Source organism: Pseudoalteromonas sp. SR41-4 (assembly GCF_014163985.1).
Classification (GTDB): domain Bacteria; phylum Pseudomonadota; class Gammaproteobacteria; order Enterobacterales; family Alteromonadaceae; genus Pseudoalteromonas; species Pseudoalteromonas rhizosphaerae.
In genome coordinates this window covers 1-24,390 of sequence record NZ_JACJEI010000046.1, presented here as the reverse complement: position 1 = coordinate 24,390, position 24,390 = coordinate 1, and the positions used below count along the sequence as shown (strand labels likewise).

17 protein-coding genes are annotated in these 24,390 nt (G+C 39.2%); 3 read left to right on the top strand and 14 right to left on the bottom strand.

Annotated features, from left to right (window positions below):
- Window positions 1-128: 128 nt before the first annotated feature.
- Together H5180_RS22095 and H5180_RS23445 are read right to left on the bottom strand one after the other, a co-directional pair.
- Window positions 129-554: a hypothetical protein gene (locus tag H5180_RS22095; protein ID WP_182759137.1), complete on the bottom strand. Its 426-nt coding sequence runs from the start codon at window positions 552-554 to the stop codon at window positions 129-131.
- The gene (locus tag H5180_RS23445; protein WP_220493172.1) at window positions 551-1,084 is read right to left on the bottom strand and encodes a BON domain-containing protein; all 534 of its coding nucleotides are present in this window, start codon (window positions 1,082-1,084) and stop codon (window positions 551-553) included. Before H5180_RS23445 ends, H5180_RS22095 begins: the two co-directional genes overlap by 4 nt.
- A gap of 169 nt (window positions 1,085-1,253) precedes the next feature.
- Between H5180_RS23445 and H5180_RS22085 the strand changes: the two genes are divergently transcribed.
- A complete protein-coding gene (locus H5180_RS22085) occupies window positions 1,254-2,081 on the top strand; it encodes a PRC-barrel domain-containing protein (protein ID WP_182759136.1) in 828 nt (275 codons plus the stop codon).
- Window positions 2,082-2,161: 80 nt separating this feature from the next.
- Here H5180_RS22085 and hflC read toward each other — a convergent pair whose 3' ends face one another.
- From hflC to H5180_RS23690, 3 genes are all read right to left on the bottom strand, one after another.
- Window positions 2,162-3,145: a protease modulator HflC gene (gene hflC / locus H5180_RS22080; protein ID WP_182759135.1), complete on the bottom strand. Its 984-nt coding sequence runs from the start codon at window positions 3,143-3,145 to the stop codon at window positions 2,162-2,164.
- Between the two features lie 2 nt (window positions 3,146-3,147).
- A complete protein-coding gene (gene hflK / locus H5180_RS22075) occupies window positions 3,148-4,212 on the bottom strand; it encodes an FtsH protease activity modulator HflK (protein WP_182759134.1) in 1,065 nt (354 codons plus the stop codon).
- 191 nt (window positions 4,213-4,403) lie between these two features.
- The gene (locus H5180_RS23690; RefSeq protein ID WP_257326201.1) at window positions 4,404-4,538 is read right to left on the bottom strand and encodes a hypothetical protein; all 135 of its coding nucleotides are present in this window, start codon (window positions 4,536-4,538) and stop codon (window positions 4,404-4,406) included.
- A gap of 540 nt (window positions 4,539-5,078) precedes the next feature.
- On the opposite strand from H5180_RS23690, the gene H5180_RS22070 reads away from it, so the two are divergent.
- A complete protein-coding gene (locus H5180_RS22070) occupies window positions 5,079-6,074 on the top strand; it encodes a LacI family DNA-binding transcriptional regulator (RefSeq protein ID WP_182759133.1) in 996 nt (331 codons plus the stop codon).
- Here the strand turns inward: H5180_RS22070 and H5180_RS22065 are convergent.
- From H5180_RS22065 to H5180_RS22040, 6 genes are all read right to left on the bottom strand, one after another.
- The gene (locus H5180_RS22065) at window positions 6,046-7,260 is read right to left on the bottom strand and encodes an oligosaccharide MFS transporter (protein ID WP_182759132.1); all 1,215 of its coding nucleotides are present in this window, start codon (window positions 7,258-7,260) and stop codon (window positions 6,046-6,048) included. The genes H5180_RS22070 and H5180_RS22065 overlap by 29 nt on opposite strands.
- 61 nt (window positions 7,261-7,321) lie before the next feature.
- A complete protein-coding gene (locus H5180_RS22060) occupies window positions 7,322-9,334 on the bottom strand; it encodes a glycoside hydrolase family 32 protein (RefSeq protein ID WP_182759131.1) in 2,013 nt (670 codons plus the stop codon).
- Window positions 9,321-10,658, bottom strand: a complete 1,338-nt coding sequence (locus H5180_RS22055) for a sugar porter family MFS transporter (RefSeq protein ID WP_182759130.1) — start codon at window positions 10,656-10,658, stop codon at window positions 9,321-9,323. The genes H5180_RS22060 and H5180_RS22055 overlap by 14 nt, the downstream gene beginning before the upstream one ends.
- Before the next feature lie 50 nt (window positions 10,659-10,708).
- Window positions 10,709-12,418, bottom strand: a complete 1,710-nt coding sequence (locus tag H5180_RS22050) for a RagB/SusD family nutrient uptake outer membrane protein (protein ID WP_145242822.1) — start codon at window positions 12,416-12,418, stop codon at window positions 10,709-10,711.
- 33 nt (window positions 12,419-12,451) lie between these two features.
- Window positions 12,452-15,391, bottom strand: a complete 2,940-nt coding sequence (locus H5180_RS22045) for a SusC/RagA family TonB-linked outer membrane protein (protein ID WP_182759129.1) — start codon at window positions 15,389-15,391, stop codon at window positions 12,452-12,454.
- 231 nt (window positions 15,392-15,622) lie between these two features.
- Window positions 15,623-16,540 (bottom strand): carbohydrate kinase, encoded by a 918-nt coding sequence (locus H5180_RS22040; RefSeq protein ID WP_145242817.1) that lies wholly within the window; start codon window positions 16,538-16,540, stop codon window positions 15,623-15,625.
- Between the two features lie 322 nt (window positions 16,541-16,862).
- On the opposite strand from H5180_RS22040, the gene H5180_RS22035 reads away from it, so the two are divergent.
- A complete protein-coding gene (locus H5180_RS22035; RefSeq protein ID WP_182759128.1) occupies window positions 16,863-20,315 on the top strand; it encodes a hypothetical protein in 3,453 nt (1,150 codons plus the stop codon).
- Between the two features lie 719 nt (window positions 20,316-21,034).
- Here the strand turns inward: H5180_RS22035 and H5180_RS22030 are convergent.
- The 3 genes from H5180_RS22030 to H5180_RS22020 all read right to left on the bottom strand — a co-directional run bounded on the left by H5180_RS22030 (window position 21,035) and on the right by H5180_RS22020 (window position 23,633).
- Complete coding sequence (locus tag H5180_RS22030) at window positions 21,035-22,189, bottom strand: serine hydrolase (protein ID WP_145242813.1); 1,155 nt, start codon at window positions 22,187-22,189, stop codon at window positions 21,035-21,037.
- Window positions 22,190-22,679: 490 nt separating this feature from the next.
- Entirely contained in the window at window positions 22,680-23,186 is a 507-nt protein-coding gene (locus H5180_RS22025; protein WP_182734695.1) for a hypothetical protein, read from the bottom strand.
- A gap of 129 nt (window positions 23,187-23,315) precedes the next feature.
- Complete coding sequence (locus tag H5180_RS22020; RefSeq protein ID WP_182759127.1) at window positions 23,316-23,633, bottom strand: hypothetical protein; 318 nt, start codon at window positions 23,631-23,633, stop codon at window positions 23,316-23,318.
- Window positions 23,634-24,390 lie beyond the last annotated feature (757 nt).

Below are 24,390 nucleotides of genomic sequence, written 5' to 3'. Positions count from 1 at the left end.
CGCGTGTTTGGCATTGATGCTGCGTTATCGCCTATTTATGGGGAACAACCACACTACATAGGCTCTGCCTTGCCTAAATACCAAACACACTGCTGCAAAATTAATCACAAAAGGTCAACACGCCCTAGTTACTTATCTCTATGTTTTTGTAACATTTTCATTTCACTGTAGCTGCTGTGTTCCATCATTTGATCCATCATCACTTGCATCATTCTCAGCTGACCTTCCATTTTATTGATACGTTCATCGCCCTCAGTTTCTGACTCTGAATCATCACCACTTTCATTTAGGTCGTTTATCATGCGCATATTTGCACGCATTGAGTTCATATGTTGTTCCATTAGCTGCTCACGCTTTTGTGGATTATTTTCGTTTTCGATCTGTTGCATTAGCGAAAACATTTGCCGCATTTTTGGTTCCATATGCGATGTTTCTTTATCATGCATCATCTTGCCCATCATCATATGGTGTTCGCCTTCGCGTTCACCTTCTTGGGCAACTGCTGTAACAGCAAAAACAGCGGTTATAACTCCCACGATTAAATATCCTTTCATAACGAACTCCTTTTCACAGTCAGTTCATCATGAATAGCATGCGTACCTTCAGCACCTTTGGCAATTAACATTGCTGAGTCAATTTGGCTTTGGCTATCAACAATACCAATTAAACGCACATCGCCTTTATTCGTAATGACTTCAATATTAAATGCTCTGAGAATAGGATCATCCATTAAAGCCATTTTAACGTTTGTAGTTACATCGATATCTAAAACATTGTTAGCCACCGTACTTTTTGGCGGCTTTTCCGCAGCAATTTCTGGGGATTTATAGCAACCAGTTAATTGTGAAACCATCAGTATTGCAACAACACATAGTATTTTTGAAAAGTATTTATCCATTAGGATATCCTCAGTATTAAGTGGAGCGATCACCATAGGCGGTAAAGTGTATTCTTCACTACCTACCATCACTTTATTATTTAAGAGGCTAACGTTCTGTTCGTTATCGAACTCAAAACAACTGTGTGTCAATAATAAAAAGCAGCGATTCATACTGGTCATTACTGCACTTCCCCACAGATTCATGTAATTAACTCGCTAATTTGGCTGTGTACTGCAGCGCACAGACAACCGCGGCAAATAAGCTAAAACTAAAGCGGTTCATTCAAATCATCGCCTAGTTGGCAACCTCAGTATCAGCTCTAAAACACGCCAACACTTTATACTGTCGACCCCATTAAAAAGGATAACTACTATGTTACGTAGCATGAAAGATCTAGAAAATTGCGCTATCGCTGCTACCGATGGTGTGATCGGTAAAGAAAAAGATTTTCTATTCGATGATTTAGCATGGGTGATCCGCTATTTTGTTGTTGAAACAGGTTCTTGGCTATCCAGCCGTCAGGTTTTGATCTCACCAATTGCGGTTCAAAAACCAAACTGGATAGAAAAAATTCTGCCAGTGTTGATCAGTAAAGAACAAGTTAAAAACAGCCCAACTATCGATAACAATAAACCCGTGTCACGGCAAAATGAGGCCAGCTTACTCGATTATTATGGTTACCCTTATTATTGGGTAGGCGAAGGATTTTGGGGAGGCGGTATTTACCCTTATTTATTGTACCGTGACCACCAACACCTCCCACATACAGAAGCAGGTGCACGCAGCGCACAACTAACTCACCATAATGTTAAAAGTGAAGATAATAAAAAAGCCGATCCAAATTTACGAAGTTGCAAAGAGGTTATTGGCTATCATATGAATGCAAATGATGGTGATATTGGTCATGTATCTGGATTATTAGTAGAAGAAACAACGTGGGCGGTGCGTTATCTGATCATCGATACCAGTAATTGGTGGGGTGGACATAAAGTGCTAGTGCCACCAGAGTGGATCAGCGAAGTATGCTGGCTCGACAATACCATCAGCGTTGATCTCAACCGCCAAGTAATAAAAGATGCGCCAGAGTATGATTATAACCTGCAAATAACTCCCGAGTTTGAAACAGCTATATATCAACATTACGAACTAGCGGGTTACTGGGCAAAAGTAGCCAAAGCTAAAAAGCTGGCAACCAATTAAACAAAACATCCCCCAAAACGCCAGCTTGCTGGCGTTTACTGTCATCTCACTAACCTTCCTATTTACACTGTGACCTGCGACTAATTATTGCCTGGTATTGGTTGTGTATCGGTGTTTTTTAAATACTTAAATAGCTCACTGTCGGTTGATAATACCAGTGTCGTATTGTCATTGAGTACCAACTCATATGCTTGTAATGAGCGAATAAACGCATAAAATGCAACCGCTTGTGCATTTTGATTATAAGCGTCGGCATAAATCGCCGCAGCTTTTGCATCGGCTAAACCACGGATCTCTTCTACTGCGCGGTATGCTTCTGACTGAATTTTATTTAAATCTCGCTCACGATTACCTAAAATTCTAGCCGCTTCACCTTTACCTTCTGATAAAAAGCGTTCAGCTATTTGCCGACGCTCGCTGATCATTCGCTCATAAATTTTCGGGCGGACACTCTCATTATAATTAATACGCTTAAAACGAATATCGAGTAACTCAATACCAAACACTTTGACTTTTTCTGCCGCTGCATTAAATATATCTTGCTCCACCAGCAAACGACCAATATGTATTGGTACTAAACTTCCAATATCTTGCGCCTTTTCGGCCTCAGTCAATAGCTTATCACGAAGAGGCTGGCGGTCTTTAGAGGTACGAATAATTTCAATCAGCTCATGTTTAGCAACTGCATTACGTGTTTCACTGCCAAAAATATCATCGAGCCTTGATTGTGCACTGCGTTCATCACCTAACCGTAAAAAGTATTGTAATGCATCGGTCACTCGCCAACGGGCAAACAAACTGACTGAAATATAAAGCTTATCTTTAGTTGGCATATCAGAAGGAGTGCCTTCCCATTCCAGCACACGTTTATCAATTGAGTTTACTTGTTGAATAAATGGCATTTTAATTTTGATACCCACATCAGTGATGGGGTTACCAACAGGACGGCCAAACTGAGTAATAATAACTTGCTCTACTTCGTTAACTGTATACAAAGCGTTATTTAATGCCGCTAAAATAAATGCTAATAAAATACCAAGAAAAAACAATAGATAATGTCTCATGCTCACTGGCCTTTAAGTGGTGTTAGATTAAGCAAAGACAGTACATCTAGCGCACTGCTATCAATGATGATTTTTTCGCTAACGGTGGGCATTACTTTTTGCATTGTTTCTAAATAAATACGCTTTCGAGTCACCTCAGGCGCTTTTTCAAACTGAGCAAATAAGGCGTTAAAGCGCAGCGCATCCCCCTGCGCTTCATTTACACGTTTTAGTCGGTAGCCATCAGCCGCACGGATACGTTGGTCACGCTCACCTTCAGCCAATGGAATAATGCGATTGTAATCACGTCGCGCTTCGTTGATCAGCTTTTCTTTTTCTTGTTGCGCTTGGTTTACTTCATTAAAAGATGCTTGTACGGCTTTTGGTGGATTAATATTTTTTAGCTGCACTTGGTCAATGCTGATCCCCATCACATATTTACTCGCTAATGCTTGCATCTTACGCAGTGCTTCAACTTCAATCTCTTGACGACCAATGGTAATAACTTCATCAACGGTACGATCGCCGACTACTTCTCGCATCACCGATTCTGATACATAGCGCAAGGTACCGGCAGGATCACGCACTTCAAACAAATAATTTTTAGGATTTGCAATACGATATTGGATCACCCACTCAACAAGGGCTGTATTTAAATCGCCAGTCACCATTTGCGTTTCGCCCAATTGATTACGTAACTGCACGTCACGGCGCTTGCCAGTAAAGAATATATTATTATTAATAGTCACATTTTGATTAGGATCGGTTGCACCGGGAGTAGAAAAGCCAAACTCTTGTTTTAGTTGGCGTTTGATTGGCACAATATGAACTCTATCGATACCAAGAGGCAGTTTAAAGTGTAAACCCGATGGTAAAATAGTGCTAAATTTGCCAAATCTTAATACTACCGCCACCGAATCACTGGGTACAGTAAACAAAGCGGTGTATAAAGCACTAAAGCAAAACAGCACTGCTAAAATAACAAAGCTGGTTTTATACTTGCCATTGGGAAGCCACAACTGATATTTACCTAGCCGTTTAATTAGACCATTACTTTCATTATTTTTGTCTTCTGTTATTAATGACATAGCGCTCTCAGTAGCCTTAAACAACAAGAATATGATCCCTCACCAACGAGTGAAGAACCACAAATAGTAGAGAACATCTATTATCTAGCTCCTTGTATATTTATCGAATCTACCTGTCGATAATGCCACTCAATCCTTAATTAAGCTCAAATAATGCTTTGCGAAAACTGGTTAGATAATTAACGACTCTATTATTTTTGCTGGGGTTTTCTGTATGATTTTTTCGTGTCAGGTTCTAAAGCTGCGCGCTTGCTTGCCGCTTCTTTTTTTAGTGTTTCAGCAGACTTTTTATCATCTACTTTTTTATCATGAGTTGGATTTTGCATAGTTGCCTCAGAGTTCTCGCCTCTCACGTTAATGTAAAAGGCCGAGATTTAAAGCCTAGTTTATAAAGCTCCCCAACTCTGTGCGCTACAACACTTAAATACTATATTTGGTTTTATTTTCGCTGGGTGCTCAATGGACGCTGATTTATCACTACTATGCTCGCGACCTGTATGAACGATGGTGTGATAACTGGAGGTTAGAAACCTCAGGCTAGCCGATTATGTTTCGTGAAACCTATGTTAGTTTTATTTTAAATTCTTCTGATGTTTACGAAACTCTTTTACTTTCATATCACCTAACTCCTAAATAGGTGTCTAGTTTATAGCTACTGTAAATTTTGAAAAAATTTGTATCAGCCCTTTTTATATCTGACCCATGTTGTTACATCATGAGTATAATTCGCCTCAATAACTTAAAAGTAAGCCTCTGAATAAGTTTATCTTTAGATAACAACGACAACTCAAACCTTAACAAAAACATATAAATAAAGTGCAATCTGCTGTTATACTGTTTTTATTCACAGAGGGTCTTATTCTAGTATGGTTACAATTAAGCAAGTCGCTGTCCACGCAGGTGTTTCATTTAAAACTGTATCGCGAGTGGTCAATAATGATCCAACAGTCAAAGATATTAACCGCGAGAAGGTTCTTAAAGCGATAAAAGAATTAGGTTATCGTCCTAATCGTGCGGCAAGTTTAACGCGACGTAAAAACTCAAACATTTACGCAATTATTGCTGATGAACTGCTTAGTGTTCCTTATACTTTTGATATTATTCGTGGTGCCCAAGAAATTGCGTGGCAGAAAAATAAAGAACTGTTGATCCTCAATGTTAACGAAACCCAAGCGAGTATAGACAGAGCTATAGAAAGCCTTTTAGAGTATCGCGTAGAGGGCGTTATATATTCAGCAATGTATCATCGCCAAGTTGTGGTAGCTGATGAACTAAAAAAAATACCAACAATTTTAGCTAACTGTTTTCCTGCTTTGAATAATTTCCCTTGTGTAGTCCCTGATGAACAGCAAGCAGGTGAAGATATTACCGATGCATTAATACGCAAAGGCTATCGCCGAATTGCTTTTTTAAACTTAAATGAGCATATAATTGCAGCCAAAGGTCGCAAACAAGGCGTTATAAATTCATTTAAAAAGCACGGCTTACCACTCGATGATTTACTCATTGAATCGGTGATTATTGGTCAAGCCGATGGTAGTGAGATTTCTACTTCGAGAGAGTCTGCAGCGAGAGTAATAGACGAGTTTAAACCTGATGCTATTATTTGTGGTCAAGATCCCATGGCGCTAGAAATTTACTTTGTTGTGCATGATAAAGGAATGATCGTTGGTAAGGATATTGGTATAGCAAGTTTTGATGATTGGGGCAGTATTCCACAATTATTACAACCGAATTTAACTACCATGGCATTACCCCATCATGCAATGGGACGTTGGGCAATGGAATACCTCATAGAGCAGCGCACTGATATTGTTCACCACCACTTACCATTTAAACTAATTGCTCGTGATTCGTTTTAATTGCATCTGCCTTTAATGCAAAAAGCGATAATACAATAAACACACACACAACCAAACCCAAATATTGGTAGGCTAACGCAAAGCCTACATTATCATATACTACACCTACAGCGACGGCTAACATTGACGCCATCAATTGCGTAGTAAATTGAAAGCCAATGATATAGATCATGGCTGAATAACGAGCTTCAAAGTGCATGTTTATATATTTAAATAACGCAATCAGCATCAGCGGTAATTCAATGGCGTGTAATAATTTCAATAAACTAATGCTGATAGAGTCACTAACAATCCCCGAGCAATATATTCGTATCGCCATCAATACACCACTTAACAGCAACGAATTTTTAATGCCCACATAATTCACCCATTTAACAGCTAAATACAAAATAGCCGCTTCAAGAATAACTTGCGCTGAAGTTAAATAGCCAAAAAACTCTCGACCTTGCTCTGGGGTGTCAAAAAAAGAGGTGTAATAAATAGCAAATTGCTGATCAAATACCGCATAAATACAACTAACACCGATCACAAATACACTTAAACGCCAAAGCCCTGCGATTTTAAAAAATGCTGTAAGCTGTTTTACAGGAGAAAAAGTTCGAGAAGGCGCTATTTCACGCTGATTTTGTGCGACCTTAACAAAGGCTAAAAAACCCATTAAGCAAACCGCCGCAATGCTTGATAACCAATAATTTAAACTAGGAGATAAATTAAAGGATAAACCGGCAAAGTAGCTTGCCATAGCCCAACCCAGTGACCCCCACATTCGAGCTTTACCAAATTCAAAGTTGGTCGAGCGACTTTGTTTATCAATATAACTTTCAAGCGTCCCTACTCCAGCTAAAAATGCACATGAAAAAACGGCACCGCCTAAAATAGCAGCCAGATAAAACTGCGTTTGTAGTAGTGGCGCGTATACAAAACTTACAAACGGGCCAATCAACATGATGAAAAATGCAATGAAGTAAAGCAGTGTTTTTTGTAAACCGAGTTTATCTTGCAAAATGCCGTAACAAGGCATCACGAGTAAAGCCATGATGGAATTAATGCTAAAGATAATCCCGACTTTAGCACTATTGAGGCCGACTTCTTGACTAAGCCAAATAGGAAATAATGAAAATGAAAAAGACCATGCCATAAAATAAACAAACAAAATGACACTTAATAGTCGATAATTGCTACTCATATATCGCATAGCCTTAGAGAAGGATTAATGACTCTATAATAATATAGAGTCATTTTGGAAGTTATTTTTCTATTGCTATATTATTTAACTTAACGTCACTAAGCGACAAAGGCTGCTCAGCACTCACTTGTATTCTATTATAAGGAGATGTTGGGAAGACAATAGACGTCATAGAGCTAACTCCCTTATTAACAAATACTTCTATCGACGCTTTATCTACCCATATATCAACATCGTAATACTCAAGGCCCTTCTGTAATGGTGCAGTTTGTAAAGACGCAAAGCCATCTTCAAAGTCTTTTAAACCCGATTGTCTACGGTCAAGTATTAGTTGTCCTTGAGCTGGGTTTAGCTGAAGCTTAGTGTATTCACCCGTTGCAGAGCTAAGCACGATATCAATAACTTGTTCAGCGTTTGCTACACTAAAACTCACCTTAAATTGCCCAGGTTCAACAGTAAAAAGTTCATCTAACTGATAGCTATTCGCGCCAGTTAATGTTGCCTTTTGTTGTGGTTTACTCAATAAACTATCTAACTCTTTAATAGGTTGAGATGCCAAACGCACGCCTGCTGGCGTTTGCAATAACTTTAATTCTCGGGGAATCGTCATTGCGCTGCGCCATACCTCAGTCGGTACTTGGTTTGCGTATTGCCAGTTACTCATCCAGCCCATAAATAAGTGTCTACCGTCTTGAACATCAGAGAAAGTTACACCAGCATAATTATCAGTGCCGTAGTCTAACCATATTGAAGGTTCATACTTTTCATTTGCTGCTTTATCAGAAAACACGATGTCAGCAATTTTTATATGCCCCCAATCACCACGTTCATTGTCTACCACTTTAATATAAGCTTGCTGGCCTTTTAATTGACTCACATTCCAAGAGCGCTCGGTCATCGTACCTGTATTATTACCACTTGCAGTTTTAACTATTTCGCCATTTACTAACAACTGTATTGCGGTACTATTGTGATGCTTTCCGCCTGCAATTTTAAAGTTAATAAAATCATGGTCGATCGCAAATGATTTTGAGGTTAAGGTGCCTGTTGCCTTATCCGAATCTTTAAAAGAACTAGCAATGGTATTGGCTGGTTGATCATTAACTATATGAAATGCATCACCAGATACTTGCCAATTTTTTAAACCATTTTTGAAGTTAGAAAAGTCTAACCCTTCGGGAAACGCAGCTGGTGTACCTGTAAGCATTTTTTGATAATCACTATCTAATACAAATTTTTCACCATCGAAATCACCAATAAAGTATTGTGTACCAGAGCCACCATTTGGCGCACCAGGATTTATACTCACTAATAACACATATTTATATTCGTCTGTGCCTTCAATACGCACGCGAATAAGATCTGGACACTCCCATACTCCTGCGTGACTGCCCCAATCAGCGCCAAAGTTACTTTCAAATTGCCATGTTTTTAAATCTTTTGAGCTGTAAAAACCAATATGATCATCTTGAGCCAATACCATAACCCATTGCTGAGTATCTTCATGCCAGCTTACTTTAGGGTCACGGAAGTCGCGGATCCCAGGATTTTTTAATACCGGGTTGTTAGCATATTTTTTCCATGTACGGCCTTTATCAGTGCTATATGCTATACCTTGCGTTTGAAAATCAATCGCTCCCTGTGCAGCTTTTTTATCATCATGATAGGTAAATATAGCCACTAATGGTGGGTTTTCTTTACTGCCAAAGCCGCTGCTATTTTGCCAATCAACTACCGCACTGCCAGAGAAAATAGTGCCGTGCTCATCAGGAAACAACTTAATTTCTTGATGCTGCCAATTAACCATATCTTTACTAATTGCGTGTCCCCAATGCATTGGCCCCCATACAGATGAATCAGGGTTATGCTGGTAAAATAAATGATACTCACCTTGGTAATAAACCATACCATTGGGATCATTCATCCAATGCTTTTCTGGGGTAAAATGAAAAGCAGGTCGAAACGCCTCTTTACTCGGTTTATCTACACCCATAGGGGCTGTTTTTTCAGTTTGGTTTGTCATACTACATGCTGCCAAAAATGATGAAATTAAAACTAAATTAACGGTTCGCATCGAATGCTCCATGTTTATTATTGGTATCTAATGAAATTGCTTCTAAAGAACGTCCTTTTGTTTCTGGCATAAACCACGCAACAAAAATCAATTGCCCTAACATCATTAAAGTAAAGAAGGTGAATACTTCAGTGGCACTAAAACGTTCTAAGAAAAATGGCATAAGTAAAGTGATTGCTGCGGCAAAAAACCAATGCGTACCGGAGCCTAAAGACTGACCTTTCGAACGTACTTTATTAGGAAATATTTCTGCAATGAAGACCCAAATAACGGTACCTTGCCCTATTGCATGAGCGGCAATAAACACAAATACAAAGGCTACAACCGTTAAACCACCAGAATCCGTACTAAACGCCCACGCAACTACCGAAAGAGAAATAACGTAGCCAATTGAGCCAATATACATCAGCGAACGGCGGCCAAACTTATCAATTAACGATAAACCAAGCATGGTAAAACATAAGTTCACCACGCCAATACCAGCGCCGGAAAGCAATGATTGATTTACATCCAATCCAGCAAGTTCAAATACTCGCGGAGCATAATAAATAATAAAGTTAATCCCAGATAATTGATTAAATGCAGCAAATAAAAATGCAAATAACGCAGGCTTACTGTAACTACCCCCAAATAGCTTAGATTGACTGTTTTGTAACTTGTCCCGTTCAATGTCATTTAATACTTGGTCTGGGTTTTGTTCACCTAAAGTCACTAAGATTGAACGCGCTTTAGCTTTTTCGTTTTTCTTTTGCACTAACCAACGTGGGCTTTCAGGTGCCTTAATGATCATTAATAAATAAGCTAAGGCCGGTATTGCCTCCACACCTAACATTAAACGCCAATCAATTGCGGATGTTCCTGCGATTAAAAAATTAGAAACAAACGCAACTAAAATACCAAATACAATTTGAAACTGATAAAGCGCGACCAAACGCCCTCGGTACTTAGCAGGCGCAATCTCAGAAATATAAGCAGGTACAACAATTGAAGAAATCCCTACTCCCACGCCACCAATAAAACGTAATAAGGCAAAACTATAGGCCTCAGGAGCCATGGCGGAGCCAAGTGCCGAAATTAAAAACAACACCCCAACTAAAACTAATGTGGGTTTTCTACCCCACTTATCGCATGGGTAATTACCGGTTAAGGCACCCAGTAGTGTTCCCCATAAAGCTGAAGACATAATAAATAAGCCATGAAATAACGAGCTCGTATTCCATAATGCTTGAATAGGTTTATCCGCACCGGATATAACAGCAGTATCAAAGCCGAATAAAAAACCAGCAACTGCAACAGTGACTGACCAGTAAATAATTTTTTTCATAATCACTCTTAAAACTTAAAGCTTAAAAGGTGGGCCGAAACCCACCACTATTAATAACCTGGGTTTTGTGTGTACGACCCACCACTTAAAATAATTTGCTGGTTTGGAATAGGTAAATACTCATGCTTACCTTTAGTGAAAATAGCATCGACTAAATAAGGTTTACGTACAGCTTCAATTGCCAAGTAACTATCAATAGTTTCTTTTGCTATTCCCCAACGCACTAAGTCAAAAAAGCGATGTCCTTCAAGCCCTAACTCTAAACGTCGCTCAAAGCGCAGTGCTGCTCTTGCTTGTTCTTTAGAACCAAAACTTGTATATAAGCCAATGTTATAAATACTCGCGTTATGCAATTTATCGGTGCTTTGTTTAGCGCGTTCACGAATACGGTTAATGATTGGCAATGCTTCGTCATATCTGTCTAACTCAATTAATGCTTCTGCTTTCCAAAGCAATACTTCAGCGTAACGAATGAGTGGGGTATTTAATGAAAAGATAGGAAAAGGGCCATTCTCACCACGACAACTACAGTCAGGGTGTTCAAGATCTTTCATTGCCGTAAAGTTGCCATATATACCAGGGGCACGTGCCCAGCTATCACCTCCATGGATCAAATTTTCGTCATACTTAAATGGTTTACCTTCCATTGCCACAGTGTGATCTAGGCGAGGGTCAACTGAGTCAGTCGTCATGTCATAATTAAAGTCGTTAAAAGAGCCAAATAACGGCAAGCCTTGTTGGTCTGTTTTAAACGCATTAACAAAATTTTCTGTTGGTACATGAAAACCACAACAGCCAAAACCACCAGCCATTGGCGCATTTAATGCACTAGGCCAGCTACCACGTCCATCTGGAGAGCCGTCATTTAGAGAGCGCTGAATAGCAAAAACTGACTCTTTACCATTCTCACTTTCAAACAAGAAGTTATTCGCGTAATCATCAAATAAGCCATAGACGCCGGCCTCTTCAATTTCATCAACTAGAGCCACTACTTTTACAAGTTTATCTTTATTAATATTGATAACTTCATGTAGCTCATTCTGCTCATACGCTTGGTAGAGCAATGTTTTAGCTAGATATGCCTTAGCTGATAACGCTGAAGCGCGCCCTACATCTTCTTGGGTTTGTGGTAAATTGTTTGCAGCAAACTCAAAATCTGCGGCAATTTTATCCCATAGCTCCTGATCGCTCAGCTCACGATTAGTAGCGCTAAGAATTTGATCTTGAGTCATTGTTTCATCAATCCACGGGATATGCTTATGATGTATTTTTAAATCAAAGTAGAAAATACTGCGAATGAACCGCAGTTCGGATTGTTTTGCAGCACTGTTTTCAATAGCATCTGGCGCATTTGCGATTACCGCTAATGCTGAGTTTGCTCTTGAAATACCGGTGTAATTACGTACCCATTTCTTATTGTTCAAATCAATCAAATCTGGCGGGAAAGACTCCATATCAGGCACTATTGGTTGATATAGAGACAAAGCATGATAAGCAAAGATATCACCAGGTCCATTACCGCCTTTGTGAGCGTCTCCGGCACGTAAGTTTCCTGTCGGCCATAAAAAGTTAGGGGCAGTATAATGATCATTGCCTAGATATGAGTAGGCAGCAATGACCAAAGCATCTATATTTTCACTGTTAGAAACTTGCTCTTCGGTTAATACCCCAGAAGGTGCAACATCAAGATCAGAACCACCACACGATGCTAAAGAAAGCGCGAGTGTAGCTGCTGTAAATAGTGTTTTAATTTTATTCATAATATGTGCTCGTATCGTTGTCGTTTTAATAAATCAAAAAGAAAGGTTCACGCCTAACGTGATACGTTTTGGAATTGGGAAGTTGCCGTTTGGAGTTTCTGGATCTTGGCTTAGCGTCCCCGATGGCGTAATGGTCAATAAGTTACTGCCCTGCAAATAAATTCGTGCAGAACTAATACCGTATTGATTTAACCACTGTTCATCAGGTGTATAACCGATAGATAAGTTGCGAAGCTTGAGGTAGCTACCATCTTCCCAAAACAAACTTGATTGACGGCCTTCACCATTGTTATCGATTAAAGTTAATGCCGGTACATTACTGTCAGTATTATTAACTGACCATGCATCAAGAACGCGATCACCGTAGTTAGAACCTATATTTAATGATGTAAAGTCAGTAAACCCACGCCAGCTATTACGTATCTCACCTCCCTGAACACCTTGCCAGAACATATTGAAATCCCAATTTTTGTATTTGAAATTCATGTTCAATCCATACATAAAGTCAGGATCAGTATCGGTGAAAAAGCTTTGATCGTTTTCATCAATCACGCCATTACCGTCTAAATCTTTCCAGCGAACTCGACCTAAACCGGCCCCAGATTGCGCTGCGTGAGCATCTATTTCATCTTGATTTTGGAATAACCCATCAGCGACATAACCATAAACAGAGTTAATAGAATGACCAACAATCGTTTTATCAACACCATTGCCACCAAATGAATTCACAACGTCTCCAGGTAACGAAACAACCTTATTTTTAGCCGAAGAAATGTTAAAGCTAATATCGACATCGATATCACCATCTAAGCTATCAAAAGTAAGATAGTCGGCGTAGCCAATAAGAAACTCAAAACCAGAGTTTTCAATTGTGCCACCATTAACCCATTGCTGAGCACCTTCGCCCAATGTTGCAAGCGGATTGGTTAACGTTAAAATATCTTCTGTGGTTTTTTCAAACCAATCGATACTGCCGTATATGGTTTCGTAACGCATACCAAAATCAAGACCAATGTTTGTTTGCGTTGATGTTTCCCACTTTAGGTCATCATTCCCTGTCTGTGCTTTTACAAACCCAGATGGAAGCGTGCCGCCATTAGCACCGCCTATATCATAAGCGGTCCCTTCATCTTGCCGATCAGTGAATAATGACTGTGTTGCATAACGACTTAAATACGTTGTGTATGTTGCATCGGTAGGTATCTCTTGATTACCCGTTTTGCCCCAACTAGCACGAAGCTTTAAGGTAGATAAAAATTCAATATCATAGAATGATTCATTGCTGATCACCCAACCTGCAGAGATAGCTGGGAAATTTCCATAACTATTATTACTACCAAAACGAGATGAGCCATCACGACGTATTGTTAAGCCTGCTAAATAGCGGTCATCAAAGTTATAGTCCATACGCGCAAAATAAGAATTAAGAGACCATTTATCACCATCCCCTTCTACACGAACATCACCTGTTGCTTGTGATAAATGTGCGTAATCACGATCATCAGACGCAAAACCTGAACCAAAACCAACAGACCCTTCATACTCATAATCTATTTGTTCTGTACCGATCAAAAACGTAAAATGATTTTCGTTTAAATCAAGCTTATATTCGGCGGTATTAGTCCAGCTAAAACTACTATTCCAATTTTCTGTCACTGACAGCTGATCACCATAATTTAGTGAGCCTGCTTGAAAAGCACGGGTATAGTTTCTGAAGTAATATTGCCCGTAGTCTAAACCGATAGAGCTTTTTAACGTTAAGTCCTCTATTGCTTCATATTCAACAAAAATATTTCCCATTAATTTATTGAACCTACTAACATTATCACGGTTCATTTCGATAATTCTGACAGGGTTATCTCGGTCAGTTACGCCAGGAACCGGTCCTCCCCAGCCACCTACCTCGTTGTACACAGGAACGATAGATTGTTGCTCTATAGCCAAACCCAATATTTCACCAGCTCTAGCATTGATTAGGTTTGACTCTTGATTGGTTACAGTGAAATTTTCACCTATTTTTAATTTATCTGTTAGTTGGTAATCAGAATTGACCCTAAAACTAATGCGTTCAAATTCAGAACCATCAACAACACCTTCTGAATTAAAGTAACCTAATGAACTATAAATAGAGGCGTTCTCAGAACCACCTGAAACTGAAAAGTTAAGATCAGTGACCTTAGCTGAACGAGTGACCTCATCAAACCAGTTAGTGTCAGCAGGACGCTGAACTTGTTGAGGATCGGTATACGTGGGCAATATTACTGAGTTTAGCTGTGGGTTATTGTAGTCACCATTCCAATCATAGCTATATAATGGGCTCGCTGCATTTGGATCTGAACCATCGTTAACAGCAGCCTGCCATACAACCTGCCCACGTTGTTTGGTATTTAGCGGATTTAGGTCATAGCTATAGGCATCTTGAGATTGATTAACTGAAAAATTGAAATCCAGCCCTTCATTCCCTTTTTTGGTTGTGATAATTATGACTCCATTACCAGAGCGAGCACCAAAAATACTTGCAGCTGCTGCATCTCTTAGCACCTGTATATCAGCAATATCATGGCTATTAAGTTCATGCATTCCAGATTTAGTTGGTACGCCATCAATAACATATAATGGATCGTTATTTCCAAGTGGCCCTAAGCCTTGACCACGTATTCGTACCGTCGCAGTAGAGTCAGGTGAACCATTCGTTGTAATTTGTAGACCTGGCACCCTCCCTTGCAAGTTTTGCATTATATTGCCTGAAGGCTGGTCTACTAAATCTTCAAGATCAACCGTACTCACTGCGCCTGTTAAATCTTGTTTTTTAACACTTCCATAACCATATGAAACTTCAATAACTTCAATACCAATCTTGGCCGACTCTTCTTCTTGCAGTTGTTCAGCAGCGAAGCTGTTGGATGGCAGCCAACAGCCTAACAATAATGTACTAACACTCGCAGCAAGCTGGTTTTTCCTAAATCTGAGCATTGTGTGTGTCCTCATTTTAATTTTATTTTTTAATGTTGATTTCATCAGTCAAATTAACAACGTTGTCTTTTTAGTGCAAAAAAAATATCTTTTTACATTTTGTTGTTTAGCTTGGCAGGCCCAATAAAAATAAACAACGTTGTCTTTTTAACATTAAAAAAACATCTATTCAATATAAATAACAAAATATTTTGTTATTTATATGTATAACTTGAAATACAACACTATACGCTAACATGGTTCAATAAATTCTAGGATTTGCTGATACGTTATATCTGGTGTTGCCCCTGGCTGCTGAGCAACCATAGCTCCGGCAGCACAAGCAAAATCAATTGCCTGCTGCGGATCGTTTTGAATGCACAGTTGATAAATTAAAGCCCCCAAAAACGAATCCCCTGCACCAACAGTATCCACAACATCGATCAGGTAGCCTGAGTTATAGTAGTTTTTACCTTTAATCGATAATAAAGCACCATGGTTTCCTTTCGTCACGCACAAAAACTCTGTGTTGGTTTGCTTTGCTATAAATGCTAAGTTTTGCTCTAATGAATGGTATTTACACCCCATTCCTTTTGCTATTTCATATAGCTCTTCATCATTGAGCTTGATAAAGTCAGCTTTATTCATCAACTTAATTAAGCTTTCTAACTGATAGTGAGGTGCACGTAAATTTACATCAAACACTTTAAATTTTGCCAAATCTAAAAGTTGATCTAATGAACTCATAGAGCTTTCTGTTCGAGCAATTAAACTACCAAATACAAACACATCTGCACTTTGCACCTTATCTATAACTCGTTGCGATAAACTTATATTGTCCCATGCAGTATCAAGCACAATCTGATAATTGGCCGATCCGCTCTGATCAAGCTTCACTTCAACCACACTCGTTGGCTTAGACTCATGAACATAAATAAACTCTTTAGAGAGCCCTTTTTGCTCAATCTCAGATAGTAGTGCTTCACCTAATTTGTCATTACCAACAGCACTTATCATATGTGCCTTTAGGCCTAGTGAATTAAAACGAAAGCACATGTTTAAAGGAGCACCACCTAAACGCATACCGGACTCAAAGCAATCCCACAGTACCTCTCCAAAACATGTTAAATTAATTTCTTCAGCCTTTTTGCTGCTTATTACAATACTCACCGAGTTGCTCCCTTTATTATTTAGACCATTTCCAAATAAATTTTCACACTATAAATTCGTAACAATATCCTCTAGATAAATCAGGGAGAAATGGCCACGAATAGTAAAAGTTGTATTTAAATACACAATTACAGCCATTGTGTAAAATACATGTTGCAAAAAATAAAGATAACATCTACCTTAAAAAAAGACAACGTTGTTTATTTTAAAAGTATTACTCTGTAACAATAAGAAAAGTTAAGGAAATAAAGTTTTTAACCAATATATTCAATAACTTAAACACACACACAAACACAACAATAATAGTTGTGGAGGAATAAGCATGAAAACAAAGCAAGACATAGCACTTTGCTGGAAAAAAACGGGGCTCGCGTTACTTATATCTTTAACGACAGCCTGCTCTGGTGATCACAAAAACCAACAAGAAGATGATTACAAACTGATCATTCTAGAAGAAGGACAAACCGCTGCTGACGTTATTAATAAAGATGAAAGCGACAGTGATGATGAACCAAATACAGATGACATTCCAATAACTTCCAACCCTGAAAGCGAAGGTCAACCATTATTTTACAACCCTGAAAATACAGAGCAAGTACTATCTGGCTTTGAGTTTTGTTGTGGTGGTAATAACACCTTTCAAGCTCATGGGTTTGATAAATTAACAGGTGATTTTTCTAAATTTGATGGTGGTTTTTGGGCTGCAGATATTTCAGGTCATTTAGGTGAGCGCGTATTTTCGAGCTTTGCGGATGGCTTTGATTTAGAAGGTGAAGCACTTGGGCAACTAGGCTTTTCCGCTACAGGTTCGATGATAAGTCCTAAATTTACAATACAATCAAACTATATCAATTTTTTAATTGGTGGTGGCAATAATGGCATAACAGACGCAAATACAACCGCAATTGCACTTGTTGTTGATAATAAGATAGTTCGTCAAGCAAGTGGAAGCAATACTGCAATGCAAGTTGACTGGCAAACATGGGATGTCAGCGAGTTTAGCTCTCAAGAAGGGCAAATTAAATTTATTGACCATCATGCTGATGATAATTCAGATACTGACTTACCATATTTATTAGTCGACGAAATTCGCCAAGCCGACAGTGCAGCCAAAGTTCCTAGTCAAAATAGTAAGTTGATAAAGAAAATAAAAAAAACCACCGCACCTGCTAGTACTGGCCAATCCGCATTCACTCGTGTATCAAATGCTGAGCAAAATATTGCGGGTTTTGAATTTTGTTGCGGTAAATTTAATACCTACGCAAACCATGACTTTAGAGCAACTGGCGATATGGCCAAATTAGATGGTGGTTGGTGGGCTGCAGACATCACAAACCATGTTGGTGAGAGAGTTTTTTCTAGCCGCGCCGATGGTTTTTTAGCAGATGGGAGCCAATTAGGCTGGATTGGTAACGAAGCTACCGGCACACTTTCTTCGCCCCCATTCACGATTACACATGACTATGTAAACTTTCTAATTGGTGGTGGTACAAACCCATTTGATACTGAAAAAGCGACAGCAATTGTCCTGCGAATAAATGGCAAAATTGTCAGGCATGCCACAGGTAACGGGCAATCAGATAAGCTCGATTGGTTTACTTGGGATGTTAATAGCTTAATCGGTAAAACAGCTGTTATTGAAATCATTGATCAGGATGACACTGCAGACGAAACTGCACTTGCATTTATTATGGCTGATGAATTTAAATTATCAGAGTATGCAGCCGTTGACCCGTCGAGTGAAAGTATTGTCACCCAACTGGATCAACACACGATACCTTTACCATTAACGATGGCTGACCCTAACCCTGTATTTTTAAACGGTGAGTTTTATATTTATTATTTAATTGATACCGCATTTCATGATTGGTATCTAACCCGAACCACAGATCTAATTAATGGTACATTCCCACAACGTGTTCTAGAAGCGACGGGAGATGCACAAACACAAGACCAATGGACCGGATCTGGTAGTGTTATTAAAGATAAAGACAATGTAGCTCATTTATTTTACTCAGGACACAATCTCGATTTTTCTCCTGTCGAAGCTGTTATGCATGCAAAAGCAACAGATAACACGCTGACTAAATGGGAAAAACAAGTTAATAGCACATTCAGTGGTACAGGATCATATAGCGACTTTGACTTTCGTGATCCTGACGTTTTTTATAACGAACAAAGCAACAACTATTGGATGTTATTAACTAGTCGATATAACGCAGATGCAGCTATTGCTCTTTATACTTCGAGCGATCTCAAAACTTGGGAAGCGCAAGAGCCGATTTATACTGCAAACAAACCACTTAACTTTGAGGTTCCTGATTGGGTGAGCTTCAATAACGGACAAGCAATAATTTACTCTGATCAAAATAATAATGAGCGCGATGTAAAATATTTAGTAAAGAATGAAGACACATGGGTACCTGGTCAATACCCTTCACTAGATGGAGAATTTTACTACGCAGGAAGAACTGCAAGCTCCCCTACTCAAACCCTGATGTTTGGTTGGGTCGCCCATAAAAATACCCGCTCAAATATAGGCAGTGCTGATTTTGGTGGTGACTTAGCAATTCATCAAGTATCAATGACAGAATCGGGAGAACTAGCGGTATCAATTCCCGAGCAATACTTAAGCGCATTAGCAACACCAATAGATGAAAATGCACAAACCCAATCAGCACAAACCAATAATGATAATTCACTATTAGTCTCACCAGGTGATCAAGTATTACTAGGTAGTAACAATAAAATCAACCGTCTTCACTTTAGTATTTCGAGTGAAGATACCGACAACCGATTTGGTCTGATATTTCCCGCTTATGAAGAGACTACGCAAACGGCTAGTATAGAAATAAACACAGCCACAGAAACAGCTACTTTTTACTTCGGCGATTCACTTACTCAATCAAACTCTAACATCACCCTCACACCTGAACTAGAAGGCAAACCTCTATTCAATCGAGAGGAAGACCTGACTCAGTATATAGCTGGTTTTGAATTTTGCTGCGGCGGTTATAACACCCTCCAAGCCCACGGTTTTAATAATCTAACTGGAGACTTCTCTAAACTAGATGGAGGTTGGTGGGGGGCCGATGTAAACAACAACGTTGGCGAACGAGTTTTTTCCAGCTTTGCAGATGGCTATGATGAAGATGGAGCTGCATTAGGGTGGATAGGTTACTCAGCAACAGGAAAAATGGATAGCCCGTCATTTGTAATCTCACAGCAATATATTAATTTCAAGATAGGTGGGGGTTCAAATCAGTTTGACCACCCTAAAGCAACTGCAGTTGTGCTTATAGTGGACGGTAAAGTTGTACGTAGCCAATCTGGTAAAAATACACAACCCGATGAGAATAATAAACTAACAATGCAATGGGCAACCTGGGATGTTGAAGAATTCATAGGGAAAACAGCCTTTATACAGTTTATTGATCTTCATAATGACGATGGCTCAGACAACAGCTTAGCTTACCTTCTAGCTGATGAATTCAGGGCAGCAGCATTACCTGCGGTACTGGGTGAGCAATCTGCACCTACTTCAGAAAGTCGAATCGACTCACAAGTTACTGTTCCTATCAATTTACAACAAGGGGTAACCGTGGATCTTCTTTTACAACCAGAAAGTGGCTTTGGTACCGCATATATCAATGATTTTAGAGCACTAACCTTTAGGCTTTATGACTTAGATAAACGCCAAGTAGGCATCTATAGTAAACAAGGTACACTCAACGTAAGTGAAATGTCACGCTTCTCTGAGGCAGTAAACCCTTAATAAACTACCTCAGAGGTTTGCAACTAGAGCCTCTGAGGTTTAATTCCTATATTGTAATGCCATGAAAAATTTTGCTTTGCTGATTTGCGGCCCATATCAGTAAGGCACTAACCATGTAACGATCGACTAGTTTTGGCCAACATTGAAATACATTGACACCCACCATAATTATTTTTTGAAAACAATAAACACATTTTGTATGGGAGATGAACCGCCCATTGCACTTCCTACTAATAAAAAGTGCATGTTAGATGCTGTGGTGCTCCCCCTGTGTCAGGATAATTGTGCATTTACTTTCGTTTGTCCGCGCAAGGTCAACTGCTCATGCTTTTACCAATAATGAAACCAGCGCCTTGAATAGTGCCATGATGAGGTTAACCGATGAATGTCTCGGCTCTGGCATCCTGCTTCGCTCTACCTTCTAAATCCATTTAGTCGTAGTGCCCCAGCGACCCCAAAAGGATATGGGAAAAACCTGGCTGCGATGAGCTCGCAATAATCGATTACTGCGTAACGCGCCTATATGTGTTTGCCGTAAGCTACTTGCTTAACTGCCCCATCAACAGACGAAGTAAACGAATTTGTTTATTGAATTAGAATTGACCGTCACTGTATAAAAACGGTCAAAGAAAATACTAGTGCCTATTGACAGAGTTAAGGCTCATATGTGTTAGTTGCCCGGTACTATGAACCTTTATTTTTTAAAAACTAAAATCAGACTAAAAAATTGCAGGGTCAGTCACATCCCATATTTTAAGTTTAGTTAGGATTTTCGGTATTTCGTAAGTAAAAACATTTGCATCGAGTGAAGAGCTATTACACATACCAACAAAGGCTACTTGCTCCTTGGGTCTACGGATATAACTAGTGCTTGTACCCATCCATCCGCCATTGTGCAGCGTATAATTCGGCTCTATATATTGCCCATTAGCATAAAAAGTTATTCCGTTGTTTTCGAATGAGTGTTGACTATTTGGCGTATTAAATTGAGCCATCAATTTGTTAGGAGCATCACCTAATTTCGGGGTATAAAAGTGATTATCCCAAATCAACATATCTTCGAGTGTCGTGTAAAGACCACCGTCACCCACAACAAAAATATTTGTTTCATAACGTTTTAATCCAATATCTTTGAATGTTCTGTACCCTTCGGCACGGTTAGGTACTATCTCTCGCATATCATCAGCGAAAAAAGTGTCGTGCATACCAAGCGGTTCAAATATATATTTTGTAGTGTACTCCCGCATGGACATGCCGCTGACTTTAGCGACTAACTCCGACAATAAAAAATAAGCGAAGTTACTATAAGCCTGTTGCGTATCAGGCTGATGCTCTAAAGGAAGCGATTTTATGACATCGTAGTATTCTTCTTTGGTCAGGTAGTCCTCATCACCAAGTCTGAACGGACCACCTGCGGTCGACAGTAGTGGTTTGGGTAAGAGCGATTGAAGTGTATCGTAATCTGCCATTCCTGAAACGTGACCTAACATTGAGTTGATAGTTACTTTTACACCGTAGTCTTTCAAATCAGTAAGATATTTCCGTATATCATCATCAAGGTTAATTTCCCCTTTTTCTGCTAACAACAATACCGCAAGTCCGGTGAATTGTTTGGATACAGAAGCCATACGAAATACTGATATTGAACTGAGTGGAACCTGATGTTCGATGTTTGCCAAACCATAGCTTTTCTTGAATAAAAATTGCTGATTCTTAATAACACCTACAGAGCATCCCGGTCCATTAACAGGTATAGACTCTCCTGCAATTCTATCAATTTCCTTTTCCAGTAGTGTTAATTGTGTTTCGCTTCCCATAACGGCAAATGAAAATAACAAAAGAACCCCAGCGATTGCTTGAATACTTTTATACATTAATTTCCCCTTTTTTTATTATTAACTATTCTAATAGCTGAATAGTTTCAACACTTCCCTTTACAGCAATCAGTCCAATTATCTACGCACTTCTTCGTAGGTTGGCTTTTTTTGTTGAAAAAGTCAACAAAGTGATGAAATGAGCAAAATCGGATGATCACAATTATTGTTATTGGCACTGAAGACATATTTCGAAATTTTGATTACGGCAGCTTTAGCCTTACAGTGCCTTAAAATTAATAAATATCAGATTTTCTCTTGCCAACACTTACATTTAAAAGTGGCAAACCAAAATGCAATTGGATGGTTAGGCTTGATGCAATTGAGTGGCACTAATGGTAGATATTTTCCATCAAAACTCGATGCCTACGCCTAGGGCAACTAACGCCGCTATAACCTGCCCAAATTATGGAGCAGTTTGTGCGACAATGAGCGCAGCGAATTGCACAAAATCGCGTAGTAATTTGGGTCAGGTTGATAGCTTTGTTAGCTACTGAACCTTTCGATAAAACATGTTACCGAATTTAGACTTAAAAACGTAATAAAACTTCCGATTACCCCTGTATAGAGCAGGATATTGATCTACCAATTCGTGTTCCTGCTCCATGACTATCCGGAATAACATTGGTGGTGAGTCCCTATACCACTCGATTACACCTTGAACTGTTTTAACACTTCCATCTTTGAGTTTTTCATTAAAAAGAAACTTATCATCTTTTGTTATTTCAAAAGTAAAATGTTCTTTTTGCCAGTCAGAATTTCTGCCTGGGTAAAAGCTACTATCTATTTCGTAAAGTCCTACGACACGCTCTTTCGTTATTGGAAAATGAGCATATAGAGCAAGCCCAACAAGAATGCTAGGTAACACCCAAATTACACCAAGTTTTTTAAGGTAAATTACCTTTCTCGTTTTTACGTACTTCCATACATTTATAAGCGAAGACACACCCACAAATATGGCAAAGAGAAAGAAAAACAAAAAACCAAAAAACGGCACGTACTTAATTCCCCTGGGTAGCTAACGCCGCAAATAAACGGCACAAAATAGTTGGCTATGATTTGTGAGGCACGAACAAAGCCAACTTTTTTTTGTCCGCGCTTTTAATTTGCATTGTTATGTACCGCCTTAAGCAGAACACTCATTAACTATATTTTCCATAAATTCTTTTGATTCCTTGAAAGACTTAGGTGTAAACACCTCACTTGGGTCTTCTGTATTTGTACCATCAATTGTTAATTCATAGTAAGTAATTTGCCCTTCAGCTTTTTCTACTTCTACGGAGAGCAAATAACTAGTTAATGAACGATACTCTTCAAATTTATCAAAGAAACAGGCCTCATAGACAGGAACATCGAGTTTTTTACCATAACCCACCAATTTGATAGATTGGAAACCACACGCAGCCAACAAAGAACAAAGTAAAATTGAAATCAGTGTTTTCATATCACCCTAGGCACATAACGAGGCTGTAGAATTTCTATTTTTATAAATTTGGCCATTTTTTGACCTCCCGTATCGCTTTCTAAGCGATTATCTCGTACTAAGCAATGCATTTGAGACCCCTTAAATCACCTAAAAACTTGACCAAATTAGTAATTCTACAGCCTCAACGCCTTGCTAAGAGGCGAAAAATTGTTGGCTAAAATAAGCGACGAAGGAGCAAAAGCCAACTGTTTTTTGTCCTTTTAAGCAACTTGTGTACGCCCGACATGGGCATTGACTTATGAGGTGAAAGTCCTCTGTAGGAAGATCACCGTTTAAATAACATACTGTTATTAAACGATAACTACTAGCGAATGGCAAGGGCTAAATCGCGAGAGATAGTCTGGAGGAAGCCGCTAGCAAATCTGCGAGCTGATGAACAAAAACATCATATGAGGCGTAGGCTGAAGACGAGCTAGCACAAGATAGCGAAGTCATGTGATCTAACGGCCACCGTAAATGATGCAGTTGTGCAGAGAAAGTCGATGCACCTGTTCTTTATAGGTAAAAAAGGGGGAGATCTGATAAACACGCATCCGCGCTAACGCTTGGAGATTACCAGTTAGGGACTGGTTGATCAACCCTTGGCGCTTTGGTTGCTGCGACCTACAGCGAGCGAAATAGCAGTAAACAAGCGTTAGTTTAGACGCGCTTTATCGAGTAATCGCTAGAGTGATTTATCAGAAGTCAGCAGACGGCATAGTAGCCAAACGCCCAT